This is a genomic window from Pseudomonas syringae (assembly GCF_023278085.1).
GTDB lineage: Bacteria > Pseudomonadota > Gammaproteobacteria > Pseudomonadales > Pseudomonadaceae > Aquipseudomonas > Aquipseudomonas syringae_Q.
Map to the genome: position 1 here is coordinate 4,884,931 of NZ_CP066265.1, position 16,132 is coordinate 4,901,062.

General features: G+C 57.7%; 11 protein-coding genes and 1 pseudogene. 7 read left to right on the forward strand and 5 right to left on the reverse strand.

The window, feature by feature from the left end; translation table 11 throughout:
- The first annotated feature begins 129 nt into the window (after positions 1-129).
- Complete coding sequence (gene yccS / locus I9H07_RS21710) at positions 130-2,328, forward strand: YccS family putative transporter (RefSeq protein ID WP_058390766.1); 2,199 nt, start codon at positions 130-132, stop codon at positions 2,326-2,328.
- Here yccS and I9H07_RS21715 read toward each other — a convergent pair.
- Positions 2,291-3,046: a substrate-binding periplasmic protein gene (locus I9H07_RS21715; protein ID WP_236425262.1), complete on the reverse strand. Its 756-nt coding sequence runs from the start codon at positions 3,044-3,046 to the stop codon at positions 2,291-2,293. The genes yccS and I9H07_RS21715 overlap by 38 nt on opposite strands.
- 225 nt (positions 3,047-3,271) lie before the next feature.
- Here I9H07_RS21715 and I9H07_RS21720 point away from each other — a divergent pair, with 225 nt between their 5' ends.
- Both I9H07_RS21720 and I9H07_RS21725 read left to right on the forward strand, forming a co-directional pair.
- Positions 3,272-3,730: a GNAT family N-acetyltransferase gene (locus I9H07_RS21720; protein ID WP_024675930.1), complete on the forward strand. Its 459-nt coding sequence runs from the start codon at positions 3,272-3,274 to the stop codon at positions 3,728-3,730.
- Positions 3,731-3,783: 53 nt separating this feature from the next.
- Complete coding sequence (locus I9H07_RS21725) at positions 3,784-4,080, forward strand: winged helix-turn-helix domain-containing protein (protein WP_236425263.1); 297 nt, start codon at positions 3,784-3,786, stop codon at positions 4,078-4,080.
- 249 nt (positions 4,081-4,329) lie between these two features.
- Here the strand turns inward: I9H07_RS21725 and I9H07_RS25190 are convergent.
- Positions 4,330-4,473, reverse strand: a pseudogene (locus tag I9H07_RS25190) (transposase); the annotation flags it as partial.
- A 386-nt stretch (positions 4,474-4,859) separates the two neighbouring features.
- Between I9H07_RS25190 and I9H07_RS21735 the strand changes: the two are divergent.
- Together I9H07_RS21735 and I9H07_RS21740 are read left to right on the forward strand one after the other, a co-directional pair.
- Positions 4,860-5,780: a hypothetical protein gene (locus I9H07_RS21735; RefSeq protein WP_236427018.1), complete on the forward strand. Its 921-nt coding sequence runs from the start codon at positions 4,860-4,862 to the stop codon at positions 5,778-5,780.
- A gap of 126 nt (positions 5,781-5,906) precedes the next feature.
- Positions 5,907-6,140: a DUF2845 domain-containing protein gene (locus I9H07_RS21740; RefSeq protein ID WP_235181203.1), complete on the forward strand. Its 234-nt coding sequence runs from the start codon at positions 5,907-5,909 to the stop codon at positions 6,138-6,140.
- Positions 6,141-6,259: 119 nt separating this feature from the next.
- On the opposite strand, the gene I9H07_RS21745 is transcribed toward I9H07_RS21740, so the two are convergent.
- Positions 6,260-6,784, reverse strand: a complete 525-nt coding sequence (locus I9H07_RS21745) for a M48 metallopeptidase family protein (RefSeq protein ID WP_236424218.1) — start codon at positions 6,782-6,784, stop codon at positions 6,260-6,262.
- A gap of 31 nt (positions 6,785-6,815) precedes the next feature.
- On the reverse strand, positions 6,816-8,954 hold the full coding sequence (locus I9H07_RS21750) for an EAL domain-containing protein (protein WP_024675934.1): 2,139 nt from the start codon (positions 8,952-8,954) through the stop codon (positions 6,816-6,818).
- 318 nt (positions 8,955-9,272) lie between these two features.
- Between I9H07_RS21750 and I9H07_RS21755 the strand changes: the two genes are divergently transcribed.
- Entirely contained in the window at positions 9,273-9,941 is a 669-nt protein-coding gene (locus tag I9H07_RS21755) for a polysaccharide lyase family 7 protein (RefSeq protein WP_024675935.1), read from the forward strand.
- Positions 9,942-10,027: 86 nt separating this feature from the next.
- Here the strand turns inward: I9H07_RS21755 and putP are convergent, their stop codons facing one another.
- Positions 10,028-11,515, reverse strand: a complete 1,488-nt coding sequence (putP, locus tag I9H07_RS21760; protein WP_024675936.1) for a sodium/proline symporter PutP — start codon at positions 11,513-11,515, stop codon at positions 10,028-10,030.
- A 432-nt stretch (positions 11,516-11,947) separates the two neighbouring features.
- Between putP and putA the strand changes: the two genes are divergently transcribed.
- On the forward strand, positions 11,948-15,901 hold the full coding sequence (gene putA, locus I9H07_RS21765; RefSeq protein WP_236424216.1) for a trifunctional transcriptional regulator/proline dehydrogenase/L-glutamate gamma-semialdehyde dehydrogenase: 3,954 nt from the start codon (positions 11,948-11,950) through the stop codon (positions 15,899-15,901).
- The last annotated feature ends 231 nt before the right edge of the window (positions 15,902-16,132 follow it).

Sequence of the window (16,132 nt, forward strand, 5' to 3'; positions counted from 1 at the left end):
CCGTTTGAACTAACATCGCAACACTGCGAATCGTATAAATTTGGCAAGGCGGATGTACAGCCAGCCATTTGGGCTGTACATATCCTCCTGCACGATCGATCAATTGCGAACAGGGCCGTCAGCTTATCCATGGCATCGAAATCTCTCCGTCATACATTCCGTCGATTGTGGGCGCTGGATAAATTCAGCTATAGCGTTCGTGTCTTCATCGCCCTGACCGGCAGCATGCTGCTGTGCTGGTACCAAAACGAGATGGCCCTGCTGATTCCGCTGTTTCTCGGAATCATCGCCTGCGCGCTGGCAGAAACAGACGACAGCTGGCAGGGCAGGCTCAATGCGCTGGCCGTGACACTGGTGTGTTTCAGCATCGCCGCCCTCGCTGTCGAACTGTTATTCCCCTACCCCTGGCTGTTCGTCTGCTCACTGGCGCTGGCCAGCTTTTGCCTGACCATGCTCGGCGCGCTGGGCGAACGCTATGGCGCGATTGCCTATGGCACGCTGATTCTGTCGGTGTACACCATGATCGGGGTCGACCAGCGCGGCGGTCAGGTGACCGACTTCTGGCATGAGCCGATGCTGCTGGTCGCCGGAGCCGCGTGGTACGGCCTGCTGTCGGTGCTGTGGCAGATGCTGTTTTCCAATCAGCCCGTGCAGCAGGCGCTGGCGCGGCTGTTTCGCGAGCTGGGGCAGTACCTGAAACTGAAATCGACGCTGTTCGAGCCCATTCGCAACCTCAACGTGGAAGCTCGCCGCCTGGAGCTGGCGCAGCAGAACGGTCGCGTGGTCGCGGCGCTGAACTCGACCAAGGAAATCATCCTGCACCGCGTCGGCAGCGGTCGTCCCGGCTCGAAGGTCAGTCGCTACCTGAAGCTGTATTTCATCGCTCAGGACATTCACGAGCGCGCCAGCTCGTCGCACTACCCGTACAACTCGCTGGCCGAAGCGTTTTTCCACAGTGATGTGCTGTTCCGTTGTCAGCGCCTGCTGCGTCAGCAAGGCGTTGCCTGTCAGGCGCTCTCAGAGTCCATCCAGCTGCGTCAGCCGTTCGTGTATGACCCGAGCTTCGCAGAAGCCATGGAAGACCTGCACGCGTCGCTTGAGCACCTGCGCATCCAGAGCAACCCGGCGTGGCGCGGCTTGCTGCGTTCACTGCGCGCACTGGCGACCAACCTCGGCACGCTGGACCGGCTGATCAGCGATGCCAGCAACCCGGACGCTGTCGCCGATGCCACTGACAGCAGCCTGCTGGACCGCTCGCCGCGCAACCTCAAGGATGTCTGGACGCGCCTGCGCCTGCAGATGACCCCGACCTCGCTGCTGTTTCGCCATGCCTTGCGGCTGCCGCTGGCGCTGACCATCGGTTACGCGATGGTGCACCTGATTCACCCGTCGCAAGGCTACTGGATCATCCTGACCACGGTGTTTGTCTGCCAGCCCAGCTATGGCGCGACCCGGCGCAAGCTCGGGCAGCGGATCATCGGCACCGCGATTGGCCTGACCGTCGGCTGGGTGCTGTTCGATCTGGTCACCAGCCCGATTCTGCAATCGATGTGCGCGGTACTCGCCGGGGTGGTGTTCTTCGTCAACCGCACCACGCGCTACACCCTGTCGACCGCCGCGATCACCGTGATGGTGCTGTTCTGCTTCAATCAGGTCGGCGACGGTTACGGCCTGTTTCTGCCGCGCCTGTTCGACACACTGTTGGGCAGCCTGATCGCCGGCCTCGCGGTGTTCCTGTTCCTGCCTGACTGGCAGGGACGACGTCTCAACAAAGTGCTGGCCAACACGCTGACCTGCAACAGCATCTATCTGCGCCAGATCATGCAGCAGTATGCCAAGGGCAAGAGTGATGACCTGGCCTATCGACTGGCCCGGCGCAACGCCCACAACGCCGATGCCGCGCTGTCCACCACGCTGGCCAACATGCTCATGGAGCCCGGCCATTTCCGCAAGGAAGCCGACGTCGGCTTTCGCTTCCTGGTGCTGTCGCACACGCTGTTGAGCTATCTGTCAGGCCTTGGCGCCCACCGCGACACGCAGCTGCCGAGTGACGTCCACGAGCACCTGATCGATGGCGCCGGTGCGACACTGGCCGCCAGCATCGACGAGATCGCCCAGAGCCTGGCCGAGAAGCAACCGGTTGCCGTGCACAGCGATGCGGAAGAAGCCCTGGCCGCAGAGCTGGAACAATTGCCGGAAGAAATGGATGAGAGTCAGCGTCTGGTGCAGGCGCAACTGGCGCTGATCTGTCGTCAACTGGCACCGCTACGGACCCTGGCCGCACACCTGATCAAAGCTCCGGAGACTGTTGCAGACCGTGCAGCCTGAGCAATTCTTCGTAAGTGCCGTCGGCTTTCATGGCGGCGATTTCATGATCGAAATCGGCGACGATCTTTGCGTGGAGCGGGTTTTTCAGGCTGACCAGAATATGCAGGCTGTTCTCGCTCAATGACCCCGGCATGAATTCGACCCGGTTGCGAACCTCGTCAGACTCCAGCGACAGGTTGTAACGCGCGACGTATTCGTCTTCCAGTGCGAGGTCGACGCGAGCCGCAGCCAGCATGCGCACGGCGGTGGAGAAATTCTGCACCGGGACCTTCTTGAGCAACGTGTCGCTATCGAACGCCGGTGAATAGGCGTAACCACGCACCACGGCGATCATGTAGTGATGCAATTTTTCATGGGACAAGAGGCTGATCACCGATTCCTTGCGCTTGATGAAGCGAATCCGATTAAGCAGGTATTCCGCAGAAAACTCGCCGATCCGCGTGCGATCTTCGCTGAACCATGCATTGATCAGCACATCGTGACGCCCTTCGCTCAGCCCCAGCAGCGCCCGTGCCCACGGCACCTGCTCGTAAACCGTCGTGTATCCGGCGCGGCGCAGGGCCGTGTTGACGATGTCAGTCGCGAGCCCGCCATTGAGCAGCAGTGCATCGGTGAAGGGCGGCCAGGGGTCAGCGACAAGCCGCAGTTTCTCCGCTGCGCTGGCGGACGCCATCAGCAAAAAGACCAGCAACCCAACCGCTCGAAGCCTCTGCGACATGCTCAGGTTCCTGAAAGGGCGGCATGCCCGATTCCAACCTATCGGCAGCAAAACCGTCACTCATGAGAGTGCTTATACATTTTTGTTGAAGGCCTGAAGCACTCAATAGACAACAGGCGGGAGGAACACGTTCTGTGGCGCTGCATGCCGATCTTCACGGTGTTTATTGGGAATGGCGCAGGATACGTTTAGACTTCGCTTCTGGTTTCCCTGCGAGTCTGCAACATGTCTATCGAATGGATCTGCAAACATCACACCGAACTGAGTATTCAGCAACTCTACGCCGTGCTGCAACTGCGTGCCGAGGTGTTTGTGGTCGAGCAGCAATGTGTCTACCTGGACGTCGACGGACAGGACCTGACAGGCGATACCTGTCATCTGATGGCCTGGCAGGGAGACAAGCTGGTGGCTTACCTTCGCCTGCTTGATCCGATCCAGCAAGGCGGCGACGTGACCATCGGCCGCGTTGTGACTGCCCCTTCGATTCGCAGCAGAGGCATTGGCCACGAACTGATGGTCCAGGCCCTGGAGAACGCCGAACGCCGATGGCCTGATCAGCCGATCTACCTCTCGGCTCAGGCCCACCTGCAGGGTTATTACAGTCGTTACGGTTTCGACCCGATTGGCGAGATCTACCTCGAAGACGACATCCCCCACATCGGCATGCGTCGCGATTTGGATTAGAAGCAGCGGTAAGCTGCAAGCTGCAAGTTGAATGCATTGAAAAGGATTCGTCGATGGAAGTCAGCAAGACCAAGAGCAGTTTCTATCGCCGGCTTTACGTGGCGTATCTGATTGATTCAAAGCTCGCCTGCAGCGTACCCGAACTGACCGCAGTGACCGGCATGCCGCGCCGCACTGCGCAGGACACTATCAGCGCGCTCTCCGACCTGGACATCGAGTGCGAATTCGAACAACAGGAAGGCGCTCGCAATCACGCTGGCAGTTACTACATTCGTAACTGGGGCGCCATCGACAAGGTTTGGATCGCCCGCAACCTGACTGGCATCAAAGCGGTGCTTGGGTATCCTTAGGCTCAGTATCAAAAGTATTGTCGCAAGCACGGCCTGGCACAGACCAATGAGAAAATCGCTGCAAAACTTGTTGCGAGATCGTCGAAGCGCGTCACGATGCGTCAAATCTCCTTCAGCCAGCCGAATATGCGCTCGATGACGTTGGATGTTGCACTGCCGATATTTGGGGCAATCAAACAAGCGCGGCATTTTTCGGAAACGTTGATAAATCGTTGACCAAGGACCGAATTGCTCGGGCATATCTCGCTAGGCTGCGCCAGAGCAAAGCACCCAGAGGATACTGTTAAGCATCATGCGACCATCGGCCCGAGGGCGCCCGGTGCGCAGGGTTTTGGTGAAGATATCTGCAACCAGATCCCAGGCGGCGTCGGGAAGCTCATACCGCGTCGCCATCTTGGCCTCCTGACTTTAATGACGGCGTGTTTTACAGAAAATCGTATTGCTTGACATTAGCGCCCGGATATTAGGATTTCGTTACTATTGACGAGCAAAACTCTTGATGTGGTTGACAGTTCTTTTTGAAATTATTACGCTGAATTTTCATTTAGTTTACTAAGGATAGATCAATGAATGTAAATATGCAGTGTGTGGGGACGTCAATCTCCTTCAACCAATTTCAAACTATATTTAACGCCACAGGCCTTAACTCTACAATTTCACTGTCCGACGCAAATGCTTTACCTCCCGCAAATATACTGCCTTTGATAGCCACTGCGAACACAAAGAAACTTTCGCTCCAAGTCTCTGGCAGGTCAATCTCTGCACCTGGACTCATTGAGATGATCAATACAGCGACAGGAGCGAACACCGTAATCTCCATAGACGAGATGAACAATTATCCGGTTACGAGCGTAGATCAAATTGTGGCTACAATCGGCGCGAAGCCTTACCCCATAACCATTAATGGGGGAGCTGTTAATCAAACCACCGCTCCGCCACTAATAAATACACTTAGCAACCCTAACACTCCCCTCACATTGACTTCTCTAAACTCACTGGTAGATGAAGCAATCACCATTATATTAGAAGCCATTGGAAGTAAAGCCTATAATATTTCTCTAGACGGCTCATTATCAAGCCCCACCAGCATCATAGAAACGATTGGTAAGATTGGTGAAAACTCAAATATCTCACTCTTCAACTCTCGATTCATTAACGCCGATGCGATGTCTCAGATACTAGCCTCGGCTGGAGCCAAAAAATTTGCCATTACCTTTGACGCCCCCGACTTCACAGTCCCTAACCTTAAAAGCTTTATCGCTTCCGCAGGCCCCAACACCTCGATCACGGTGACAACATCTCAAGTACTGATGACCACCGACCTACTCGATATCTTAACGCTCAATGGGGGTAAAAAATTGACTCTTGACTTTAATGGCCGGCAGCTATCGGTTGACCCTGTCAACGGCGACAAGCTTCAGCAAGTCGTAACAGCTGCCAATACTTCACATACCATCTCTGTGAATACCATGCAGTATCCGCCCCTCTCTTATATATTGCCAATCATACAATCTTCAGCCCAAACTAACATGGTGTTATCTTATAACGGATCTCAAATAACCGACACAGAGGCTCAGGGAAATGTCGTCGTTCGAGGTATCGAAGTGGCTCAACCCACGACATCAATTGTTGTCACATCTGTGGGCGTGACCAATTATAGCGTTGAAAATTATCTGGATATCGTCAGAGCTGCTGGCTGATAGTGTAAATTGGCGCACCGTGTGTGCGCCAACCCAAAGGAGCGAATACTAATGCTGATTAAACATATACTCCTTTTGAGCGCAGGTATTATTGTCACTGCGTTTATCAGTCCCGCCAATGCGACCATGAGGTGTGGCACGGCGCTCATCAGTGAGGGCGACTCAAAGTCGACGGTTCTGGCCAAATGCGGCCCTCCATCAAGAAAGAGCAGCGAGGGTCCCGCCAGGCGCCCCAACGGAGTTCCCAGACTTAACGCGGCGACTATAACTGTATTTGTTTACGGCCCTAATGGCGGCTCCTATCAATATCTTCGGTTCATAGACGAGAAGTTGATTGAAATTGACATGAGGCGTGAGTAATCGACGGCGTACTTTACAGAACACCGTATTTCCCGGGTTTACGTAAAGAGCTTGGGAAAGGCAGCTTCAAGCTTCAAGCTAAATACATGAAGCAAAGCTTCTGGCTTCTGGCTTCTGGCTTAAAGCTTGCCGCTTGAAGCTTGCAGCTCGCTATAAGTCAAATAAACGCGCAGGTCGAATTCCAGCTGATGATAGCCAGGCAGCATGTGCTCACACAGCTGGTAAAACGCCTTGTTGTGATCAGACTCCCGAAAATGCGCCAGCTCATGGACGACGATCATTTTCAGAAACTCCGGTGGCGCGTCCTTGAACAAGGCTGCTACGCGAATCTCGTTACTGGCCTTGAGCTTGCCGCCCTGCACCCTGGATATCTTGGTGTGCAGCCCGAGCGCACGGTGGGTGAGGTCCAGACGGTTATCGAACAGGACTTTTCTGATCGTGGGTGCGTTGCGCAGATGGTCCTGCTTCAGGGCCAGAGCGTAGGCATACAGCGCCTTGTCGCTCTGGATCTGATGCCGAGCCGGATAGCGCTGTTCCAGGTAGTCTGCCAGTCGCCCCTGATCGATCAATTGCTGCACCTGATCCTGCAACGCCTGCGGGTAGGCTTGCAGGTATTTCAGCGGGGCACGGCTGGATGCGGTCATAGGGCCTGACACTGTTCAGAAAGGCGCCATTCTACAACAATACATTGCGCTTCAAAGCCGACACCTCAAAGTACCCCGGAAAACCCAGAGCGTCCTCGGCAACCATCGGATGGGCGATCAGAAACCCCTGCATGACCTGGCAGCCGTTATCGGCCAGCCATTGATGTTGCTCGTGGGTTTCGACACCCTCGGCAATCACCAGCATGTCCAGATTACGACACAGGTCGATGATGCTGCTGGCCAGCGCAGACTCGCGCCTGGAGCCGACGATGTTGGCCACAAAACGCCGGTCGAGCTTGAGCGTATCCAGCTGCAGATTACGCAGATGCGACAGCGAGCAATCACCCGTTCCGAAGTCGTCCAGCGCGATGCGTACGCCAACGTCATGCAGCAACGCCAGCTGCTTATGGCTGTGCGAGAGGTTGTTGACCAGCGAGCTTTCGGTGATTTCCACCTCCAGCTGGCCGGGCTCCAGCTCAAAGCGATCCATGGCACGCTTGAGTTCCGACGCCAGGTTGGGCATGCAGAACTGCGTGGGGCTGACGCAGACGCTGACCACCACATCCGAGGCAAACACGCGGCTCCACGCCTGACGCTGTTCGGCGCCCTGATCGAATATCCAGCTACCCAGCCGGTTGATCAGCCGCGTCTCTTCGAGCAAGGGGATGAACAGCGCGGGAGGCACCTCGCCTACCGCAGGATGCTGCCAGCGCAGCAGGGCCTCGAAACCGCGCAAGCGACCGTCGGCCACATGAATCTGCGGCTGATAGACCACCGAAAAATCCTTGCCGTCGATAGCCGTGCGCACGCTCTCTTCCAGCATCAGTCGCGAGCGCGCGCGTCCATTCATGTTCTGGTCGTAGAACCGGTATTGCTTGCGACCGGCCCGCTTGGCCTCGTACATGGCGATGTCTGCCGCACGCAGCAAACCGTCCAGGTTCGAACCGCAGTCCGGGTAAGTGGCGATCCCCACGCTGGCACCCAGGGCGATATCTACACCGTCGATCTGGCGCTTGCTGGATACCCGTTCAATCAGTTTTTCGGCGATTTTGGCCGCTTGTTCCGGATAGTCGAGGCCATCGATCACCACCGTAAACTCGTCCCCCCCGACACGCGCCAGAACATCATAGGGCCGCATGCACTCCTTGAACTGTTGAGCGACCCACAGCAACACCTGATCACCAGCATCGTGGCCGAGTGAATCATTGATTTGCTTGAAGCCATCCAGGTCCATGAACAGCACGACCAGATATTTGTCCGCCTGCTCATTGCGCAACAGCATGCCTTCAACCGCCTGGTACAACCCACGGCGGTTGAGCAGCCCGGTCAGGGCATCGGTGACGGCCTGCTTTTCCAGCTGCTGATAAAGATCGCGGACCACCGACATATCGAGCACGGTCAGCACCATGGCCTTCTGTTCGGCAGGCAGCGCCGCACAGGACAGCGCAACCGGTAGCTGCGAGCCCTGCGCGGTGCGCAACACAGCATCATGTACCCGATAGGTATCGGCCTTGCGGTAATGCTTGTAGAAGCCCGACTCCGTCCATTCCCCGACGTGCGGTTCGATGATGTAGTCCAGCACCTGGGTTCCGCACAGTTGATCGACCGATGCGTTCAGCAGCTGGCAGATAGCGGGGTTGGCAAAACTGATGATCCCTGACTCATCAACCACCAGAATGCCTTCGGCAACGTTGGCCAGCACCGATGCATTGAACGTGCGCGCCGACTCCAGTTCGTGCGAAAGCTGTTGCAGCGCACGACGATTGCGCTGCTGCTCCAGCAGCGTCTGTACCTTGGGCTTGAGGACGTTGGGGTCGAAGGGTTTGAACAGGTAATCCGTTGCACCGTTCGCATAACCTTTCTGTACAGCGTCCTGGGTCTGCTCGTTGGCGGTCAGAAAGATAATCGGCGTCAGCCGGGTACGCTGACTGCCGCGCATCAGACGTGCAACTTCAAAGCCGTCCATGCCCGGCATCTGTACATCCAGCAAAACCAGATCCACTTCCTGCTCGAGAAGTACGGTCAGCGCTTCGATGCCTGAACTGGCCGTCACGATGCGCCAGTCTGTTCTTTGCAGGACAGCGCACATCGTTACCAGATTTTCCGGGTAATCATCTACAACAAGTAAAACTGAAGAGCCATCATCTGGCTGGGGTGGCACGCGTTCCATGCTGCTTCTCTGTGTGGGCATGACGCCTGAGTCTCAGGATGACCGTCATACTTTGGTTCCAACTCTAGCCCCGTCTCGCCAAAAGCAGAAGCAAGGCCCCTCTTCCCCAGCGCAAAAGTTCTATCTAACCGACTAACGGTCATTCCCTGCAGACCTTTAAAACTCTGCCCTGCAGGAAAAGTGACAGCACTTTGACGTCATTCGTTCGACAATTTTCCGTTAACAAATTGTCCTACACGCCGTATAAAAGCAGCGAAAACTCTAGCAACACATCAGCGATCTCTCCCGCTGGCAAAAACATGTACGGAAGGACCGCTAATGATTGATCTTGGATATTGGAATCTAAGCATCCCGATGGACTCCCCGCCCAAGACCATCGAAACCTCTCAACTGGTCAAGGGTTATGACGGGAAATATTTCACGTCTACGTCCAAAGCCATTGTGTTCTGGTCTCCCGTCACAGGCACCAAGACGGAAAACGCCAAATACTCGCGCACAGAACTACGAGAAACCTGGCCGGACGGATCACTGCATAACTGGCTATACACCGATGCAGACAATTACCTGAACGCCAAACTGGAAGTTGATCAGGTGCCGTCTTCAGGCAAGATCGTGATCGGGCAGATCCATGCCTATGAAAGTACCGAACCGCTCCTGAAAGTCGAATATCAATATGATGAAGACACCAAGGCAGGCGATATCGTTGCGAAAGTTCGCAACCGCTACGATGACGACGACAGCAAGGTCTACACGATCGTCAAAGGCGTGAAGTTGAACGAGACATTCAAGTACGTCATTAACCTGACCAAGGGCGGCAACTTGAGGGTCAGTGTCAACGACACCGACTGGAGCAAACGCATCAGCAAGACCTGGAGCGACAAGCCGCTGTATTTCAAGGCGGGCGTATATACCCAGGACAACACGGGCTATACCTCGGAAGGCGGCAAGGCTACGTTCTACAACCTCGACATCGATCACAATAAATAAAGCTGAGTGCCCCACAGCTCCAGCACAAACAAAAACGGCCCGCTCTTCACTGGAAGGCGGGCCGTTTTCATATTAGCGCAGTGCTATCAGCGATTGGCCTTGAAGTCCTGCTCAGCCGCGAGGAAGCGAGCCTGCATCGAAGCCGACGCCGGTTTGCCGATCCGACTGAACACCACGATGGCGATACTGGCCAGAATGAAACCGGGAATGATTTCATACAGGCCCATTGTGCTGAACTGCTTCCAGAGCACCACGGTGGCAGCACCGACAATCACCCCCGCCAATGCGCCGTTGCGCGTCATGCCTTTCCACAGCACCGAGATCAGCACCACAGGGCCGAACGCTGCACCGAAGCCGGCCCAGGCGTAGCTCACCAGACCCAGCACGCGGTTTTCGGGGTTGGCAGCGAGCAGAATGGCGATGATTGCGATCAACAACACCATGGCACGACCGACCCAGACCAACTCGACCTGCGAAGCGTTTTTGCGCAGGTAAGCTTTATAGAAGTCTTCGGTCAGCGCACTGGAACACACCAGCAACTGACAGCTCAACGTACTCATGACCGCAGCCAGAATCGCCGAGAGCAGCACGCCTGCAATCCACGGGTTGAACAACAGCTTGGCCAGTTCGATGAAGACCCGCTCCGGGTTTTCAGCCACCGGCCCGGCGACATCCGGGTGTGCGGAGAAATAGGCAATGCCGAAGAAGCCCACTGCCACCGTGCCGGCCAGGCACAGAATCATCCAGGCCATGGAGATGCGACGGGCGCTGGCAATCGACTTGACCGAATCCGCCGCCATGAAGCGCGCCAGAATATGCGGCTGACCGAAATAGCCCAGACCCCAGCCGAGCAGGGAAATGATGCCGATGAAGGTGGTGTTCTTGAACATGTCGAAGCTGGTCGGATCTTTCGCCTCGATCGCCAGGAACGTGGCATCGACACCACCGGTCGCCAGCAGGACGATGATCGGCGTCAGGATCAGGGCGAAGATCATCAGCGTGGCCTGCACGGTGTCTGTCCAGCTGACGGCCAGGAAGCCGCCGACGAAGGTGTAGGCAATGGTTGCTGCGGCGCCGGCCCACAGGGCAGTTTCGTAGGACATGCCGAAGGTGCTTTCAAACAGGCGCGCGCCGGCAACGATGCCCGAGGCGCAATAGATTGTGAAGAACACCAGAATCACGATCGCCGAAATGATGCGCAGCACACCGCTGCTGTCTTCGAAACGGCTGCTGAAGTAGTCCGGCAGGGTCAGGGCGTCACCGTTGTGCTCGGTCTGCACGCGCAGACGGCCGGCGACAAACAGCCAGTTCAGGTAGGCACCGATGATCAGCCCGATGGCGATCCAGCTTTCCGACAGGCCGGACATGTAGATCGCCCCCGGCAAGCCCATCAGCAGCCAGCCGCTCATGTCCGAGGCACCGGCCGAGAGCGCAGTCACCACACTGCCCAGGCTGCGACCACCGAGAATGTAATCCGACAGGTTATTGGTGGAGCGATAGGCCATCAGACCGATCAGTACCATTGCTGCGATGTAGATCACGAACGTGATCAAGGTAGGGTTGCTGACACTCATAAGTTCTGCCTTGGCATTGTTTTTATGTTGGCACCTGATGCGCAAGGGACCACCGGCTTCAGTGTTCCCGGAGCTGTGCACCCGACGCCGCGCTGACTGCTTCCTGAAAGGATGACAGTCACGGTTGCACCGAGGGGACGGATCCTATGAAACAAACCCGAGAAGGTGCAACCCATTTCATCGAACAAGTTGCACCTGTTACAAAAAACCACGTGCGAACGCTTTTTCGCCCCATTTTAGGGCGCTTTTGGCCCGACTCGCAAAAAAAGACGCACCAGCAGTGAGCGCCCTTAGACTTTCGCGTGTCACTCGGCGCAAATGTCACAAAATATTCTCCAAACAGGGTTGCACTCGGTTGCACCCCACCCCGAACCACAGCTAATCTGCGTCAAAGCCGATGCCACCTTCGAGTGGCTATAACGAGGACAAGACATGGCCACCACCACTCTGGGCGTCAAGCTCGACGACCCGACCCGCGAGCGATTGAAAGCCGCCGCCCAATCCATCGACCGCACGCCGCACTGGTTGATCAAGCAGGCGATCTTCAATTACCTGGAAAAGCTGGAGAGTGGTGCAACCCTGCTGGAACTCAATGGTTCGGCTGCCAAAGACAGTGACGACCGGGGTGAACTGGCAGAAGACGCAGGGCTGCAATGCTTTCTGGATTTTGCCGAAAGCATTCAGCCTCAATCCGTGTTGCGCGCAGCGATCACGTCCGCCTACCGTCGTCCGGAGCCGGAAGTCGTGCCGATGCTGCTGGAGCAGGCGCGCCTGACCGCGCCGGTTGCGGAAGCCACCAACAAGATGGCGGCATCGATTGCCGAAAAGCTGCGTAACCAGAAAAGTGCAGGTGGCCGCGCCGGTATCGTTCAGGGCCTGCTGCAGGAGTTTTCGCTGTCGTCCCAGGAAGGGGTCGCCCTGATGTGTCTGGCCGAAGCGCTGCTGCGCATCCCGGACAAGGGCACGCGCGACGCATTGATCCGCGACAAGATCAGCAACGGTAACTGGCAGCCACACCTGGGCAATAGCCCGTCGCTGTTCGTCAATGCGGCAACCTGGGGTCTGCTGCTGACCGGCAAACTGGTCGCCACGCACAATGAAGCAGGCCTGACCTCTTCGCTGAGCCGCATTATCGGCAGAAGCGGCGAGCCGATGATCCGCAAGGGCGTCGACATGGCCATGCGTCTGATGGGCGAGCAGTTTGTCACCGGCGAAACCATCGGTGAAGCACTGGCCAACGCCAGTCGCTTTGAGGCCAAAGGTTTTCGCTATTCCTACGACATGCTGGGTGAAGCCGCGCTGACCGAACATGACGCGCAGAAATATCTGGCGTCCTACGAGCAGGCCATCCACTCGATCGGCAAAGCGTCCCATGGCCGCGGCATCTACGAAGGCCCGGGCATTTCCATCAAGCTGTCGGCACTGCATCCGCGCTACAGCCGCGCCCAGTACGAACGCGTGATGGAAGAACTGTACCCACGCCTGCTGTCGCTTACGCTGCTGGCCAAGCAGTACGACATTGGCCTGAACATTGATGCCGAAGAAGCCGACCGTCTGGAGCTGTCGCTGGATCTGCTCGAACGGCTGTGCTTCGAGCCGCAGCTGACTGGCTGGAACGGCATCGGCTTCGTGATCCAGGCGTATCAGAAGCGCTGCCCGTATGTGATTGACTACGTGATCGACCTGGCACGCCGCAGTCGCCATCGCCTGATGATTCGTCTGGTCAAAGGCGCGTATTGGGACAGCGAGATCAAGCGCGCTCAGGTCGAAGGCCTGGAAGGTTATCCGGTCTACACCCGCAAGGTGTACACCGACGTGTCCTACATCGCCTGCGCCCGCAAGCTGCTGGCGGCACCGGAAGTCATCTATCCACAATTTGCCACGCACAACGCCCATACCCTGGCGGCCATCTACCAGATTGCCGGTCAGAACTATTACCCCGGCCAGTACGAATTCCAGTGCCTGCACGGCATGGGCGAACCGCTTTATGAGCAGGTTGTAGGCAAAGTCGCCGACGGCAAGCTGAATCGTCCGTGCCGCGTGTACGCGCCGGTCGGTACTCACGAAACCCTGCTGGCTTATCTGGTGCGTCGCCTGCTGGAAAACGGCGCCAACACCTCATTCGTCAACCGCATTGCCGATCACTCGATTTCCATACAGGAACTGGTGGCCGATCCGGTCAGCCAGATCGAACGCATGGCCACCCAGGAAGGCGGGTTTGGTCTGCCGCACCCGCGCATTCCACTGCCGCGTGACCTGTACGGTGCCGAGCGCGCCAACTCCAGCGGCATCGACATGGCCAACGAGCATCGTCTGGCTTCGCTTTCTTCGGCGCTGCTGGCGACCGCGCACAACGACTGGAAAGCCGCGCCAATGCTTGGCTGTCCGACCGGGGCTGGCAGCCTGAGCGCTGCGTTGAACCCCTCGGATTCACGTGACGTGGTAGGTCATGTGCAAGAAGCCTCCCTGCAAGACGTCGACAACGCTATTCAGTGCGCCCTGAGCGCTGGCCCGATCTGGCAGGCTACACCGCCTGCCGAGCGCGCCGCGATTCTGGAGCGCGCTGCCGACCTGATGGAAGCCGAGATTCAACCGTTGATGGGCTTGTTGGTCCGCGAAGCGGGCAAGACGTTTGCCAACGCCATCGCCGAAGTGCGTGAAGCCGTGGACTTCCTGCGCTACTACGCGGTGCAGGCCCGCAACGACTTTACCAACGACGGCCACCGCCCACTGGGGCCGGTGGTGTGCATCAGCCCGTGGAACTTCCCGCTGGCGATCTTCAGCGGTCAGGTCGCTGCTGCGCTGGCCGCCGGTAATCCGGTGCTGGCCAAACCTGCCGAACAAACCCCATTGATTGCTGCCCAGGCTGTCCGCCTGTTGCTTGAAGCCGGCATTCCGGAAGGCGTGCTGCAACTGCTGCCGGGCCGTGGCGAAACCGTAGGTGCCGGGCTGGTGGGCGATGAACGCGTCAAAGGCGTCATGTTCACCGGCTCCACCGAAGTCGCCCGTCTGCTGCAACGCAACGTAGCCGGCCGCCTTGACTCGCAGGGCCGGCCCATTCCGCTGATCGCCGAAACCGGTGGTCAAAATGCAATGATCGTTGACTCTTCGGCGCTGACCGAACAGGTGGTCATCGACGTGGTGTCTTCGGCGTTCGACAGCGCCGGCCAACGTTGCTCGGCATTGCGCGTGCTGTGCCTGCAGGAGGATTCTGCTGATCGCGTCATCGAAATGCTCAAGGGCGCGATGGCTGAAAACCGTCTTGGCAACCCTGAGCGCCTGTCGGTGGACATCGGGCCGGTGATCGATGCCGAAGCCAAGGCCGGTATCGAAAAACACATCCAGGCCATGCGCGACAAGGGCCGCATGGTCTATCAGGTTGCCATCGCCGACAGCGCCGAACTCAAGCGCGGCACCTATGTAATGCCAACGCTGATCGAACTGGAAAGTTTCGACGAGCTGCAACGCGAAATCTTTGGTCCGGTACTGCACGTGGTGCGTTACAAGCGCAAGGAGCTGGACCAGTTGCTCGCGCAGATCAATGCCTCCGGCTACGGCCTGACCCTTGGTGTGCATACCCGCATCGACGAGACCATCGCCAAGGTCGTCGATAACGTCAACGCCGGTAATGTCTACGTGAACCGCAACATTGTCGGTGCCGTGGTCGGTGTTCAACCGTTTGGTGGCGAGGGCTTGTCCGGCACCGGCCCTAAAGCCGGCGGCCCACTGTACCTGTATCGCCTGCTGTCGACCCGCCCGCAGGACGCCATCGAGAAATCGTTCGTGCGCAGCGACGCGCTGTCTGCGCCGGATACTCGTCTGCGTGATGTATTGAGCAAACCGTTGCACGCGCTGAAAACCTGGGCCGCCAGCAATCAGCAGTCGGAACTGGAGGCCTTGTGCAGTCAGTACGCCGAGCAATCGCAAAGCGGCATCACCCGTCAACTGGCCGGCCCCACCGGCGAGCGCAACAGCTACGCCATCCTGCCGCGCGAACACGTGCTGTGCCTGGCTGACGACGAGAACGACCTGCTGATTCAACTGGCAGCAGTGCTGGCAGTCGGCGGCTCGGCCATCTGGCCGGAAAGCGACGTCAGCAAACCGCTGCGCGCCCGTTTGCCGAAGGACGTGCAGGCCCGCATCAAACTGATCCCGGACTGGAGCAAGGACGAAGTCGCCATCGACGCCGTCCTGCACCACGGCGACTCCGACCAGCTGCGCGCCATCTGCCAGCAGATCGCCCAGCGCAGTGGCGCAATCGTCGGCGTCAACGGCCTGTCCCACGGTGAAACCAACATCCCGCTGGAGCGCCTGGTGATCGAACGTGCCTTGAGCGTCAACACCGCAGCGGCGGGTGGCAATGCGAGCTTGATGACGATTGGCTGATGCCGTGCTTTAGCCAATAACGCAGAGCGCCACGAAAGGCATTCCCTTGCGGGAGCGTACGGAACGATAACCTCAACTATCGTGCGACGCTCCGCATCGGCATGCCGTTCTGGACGCTCTGCGTTAATTTCGAGCACGCGACGCGGCGCAGAATTGTGACGCGGAGCGTGAGGAACGATAAGCGTCCGAAAGAACACCCATCACGCGAATCAATCTTGCTACCCTCCCCAC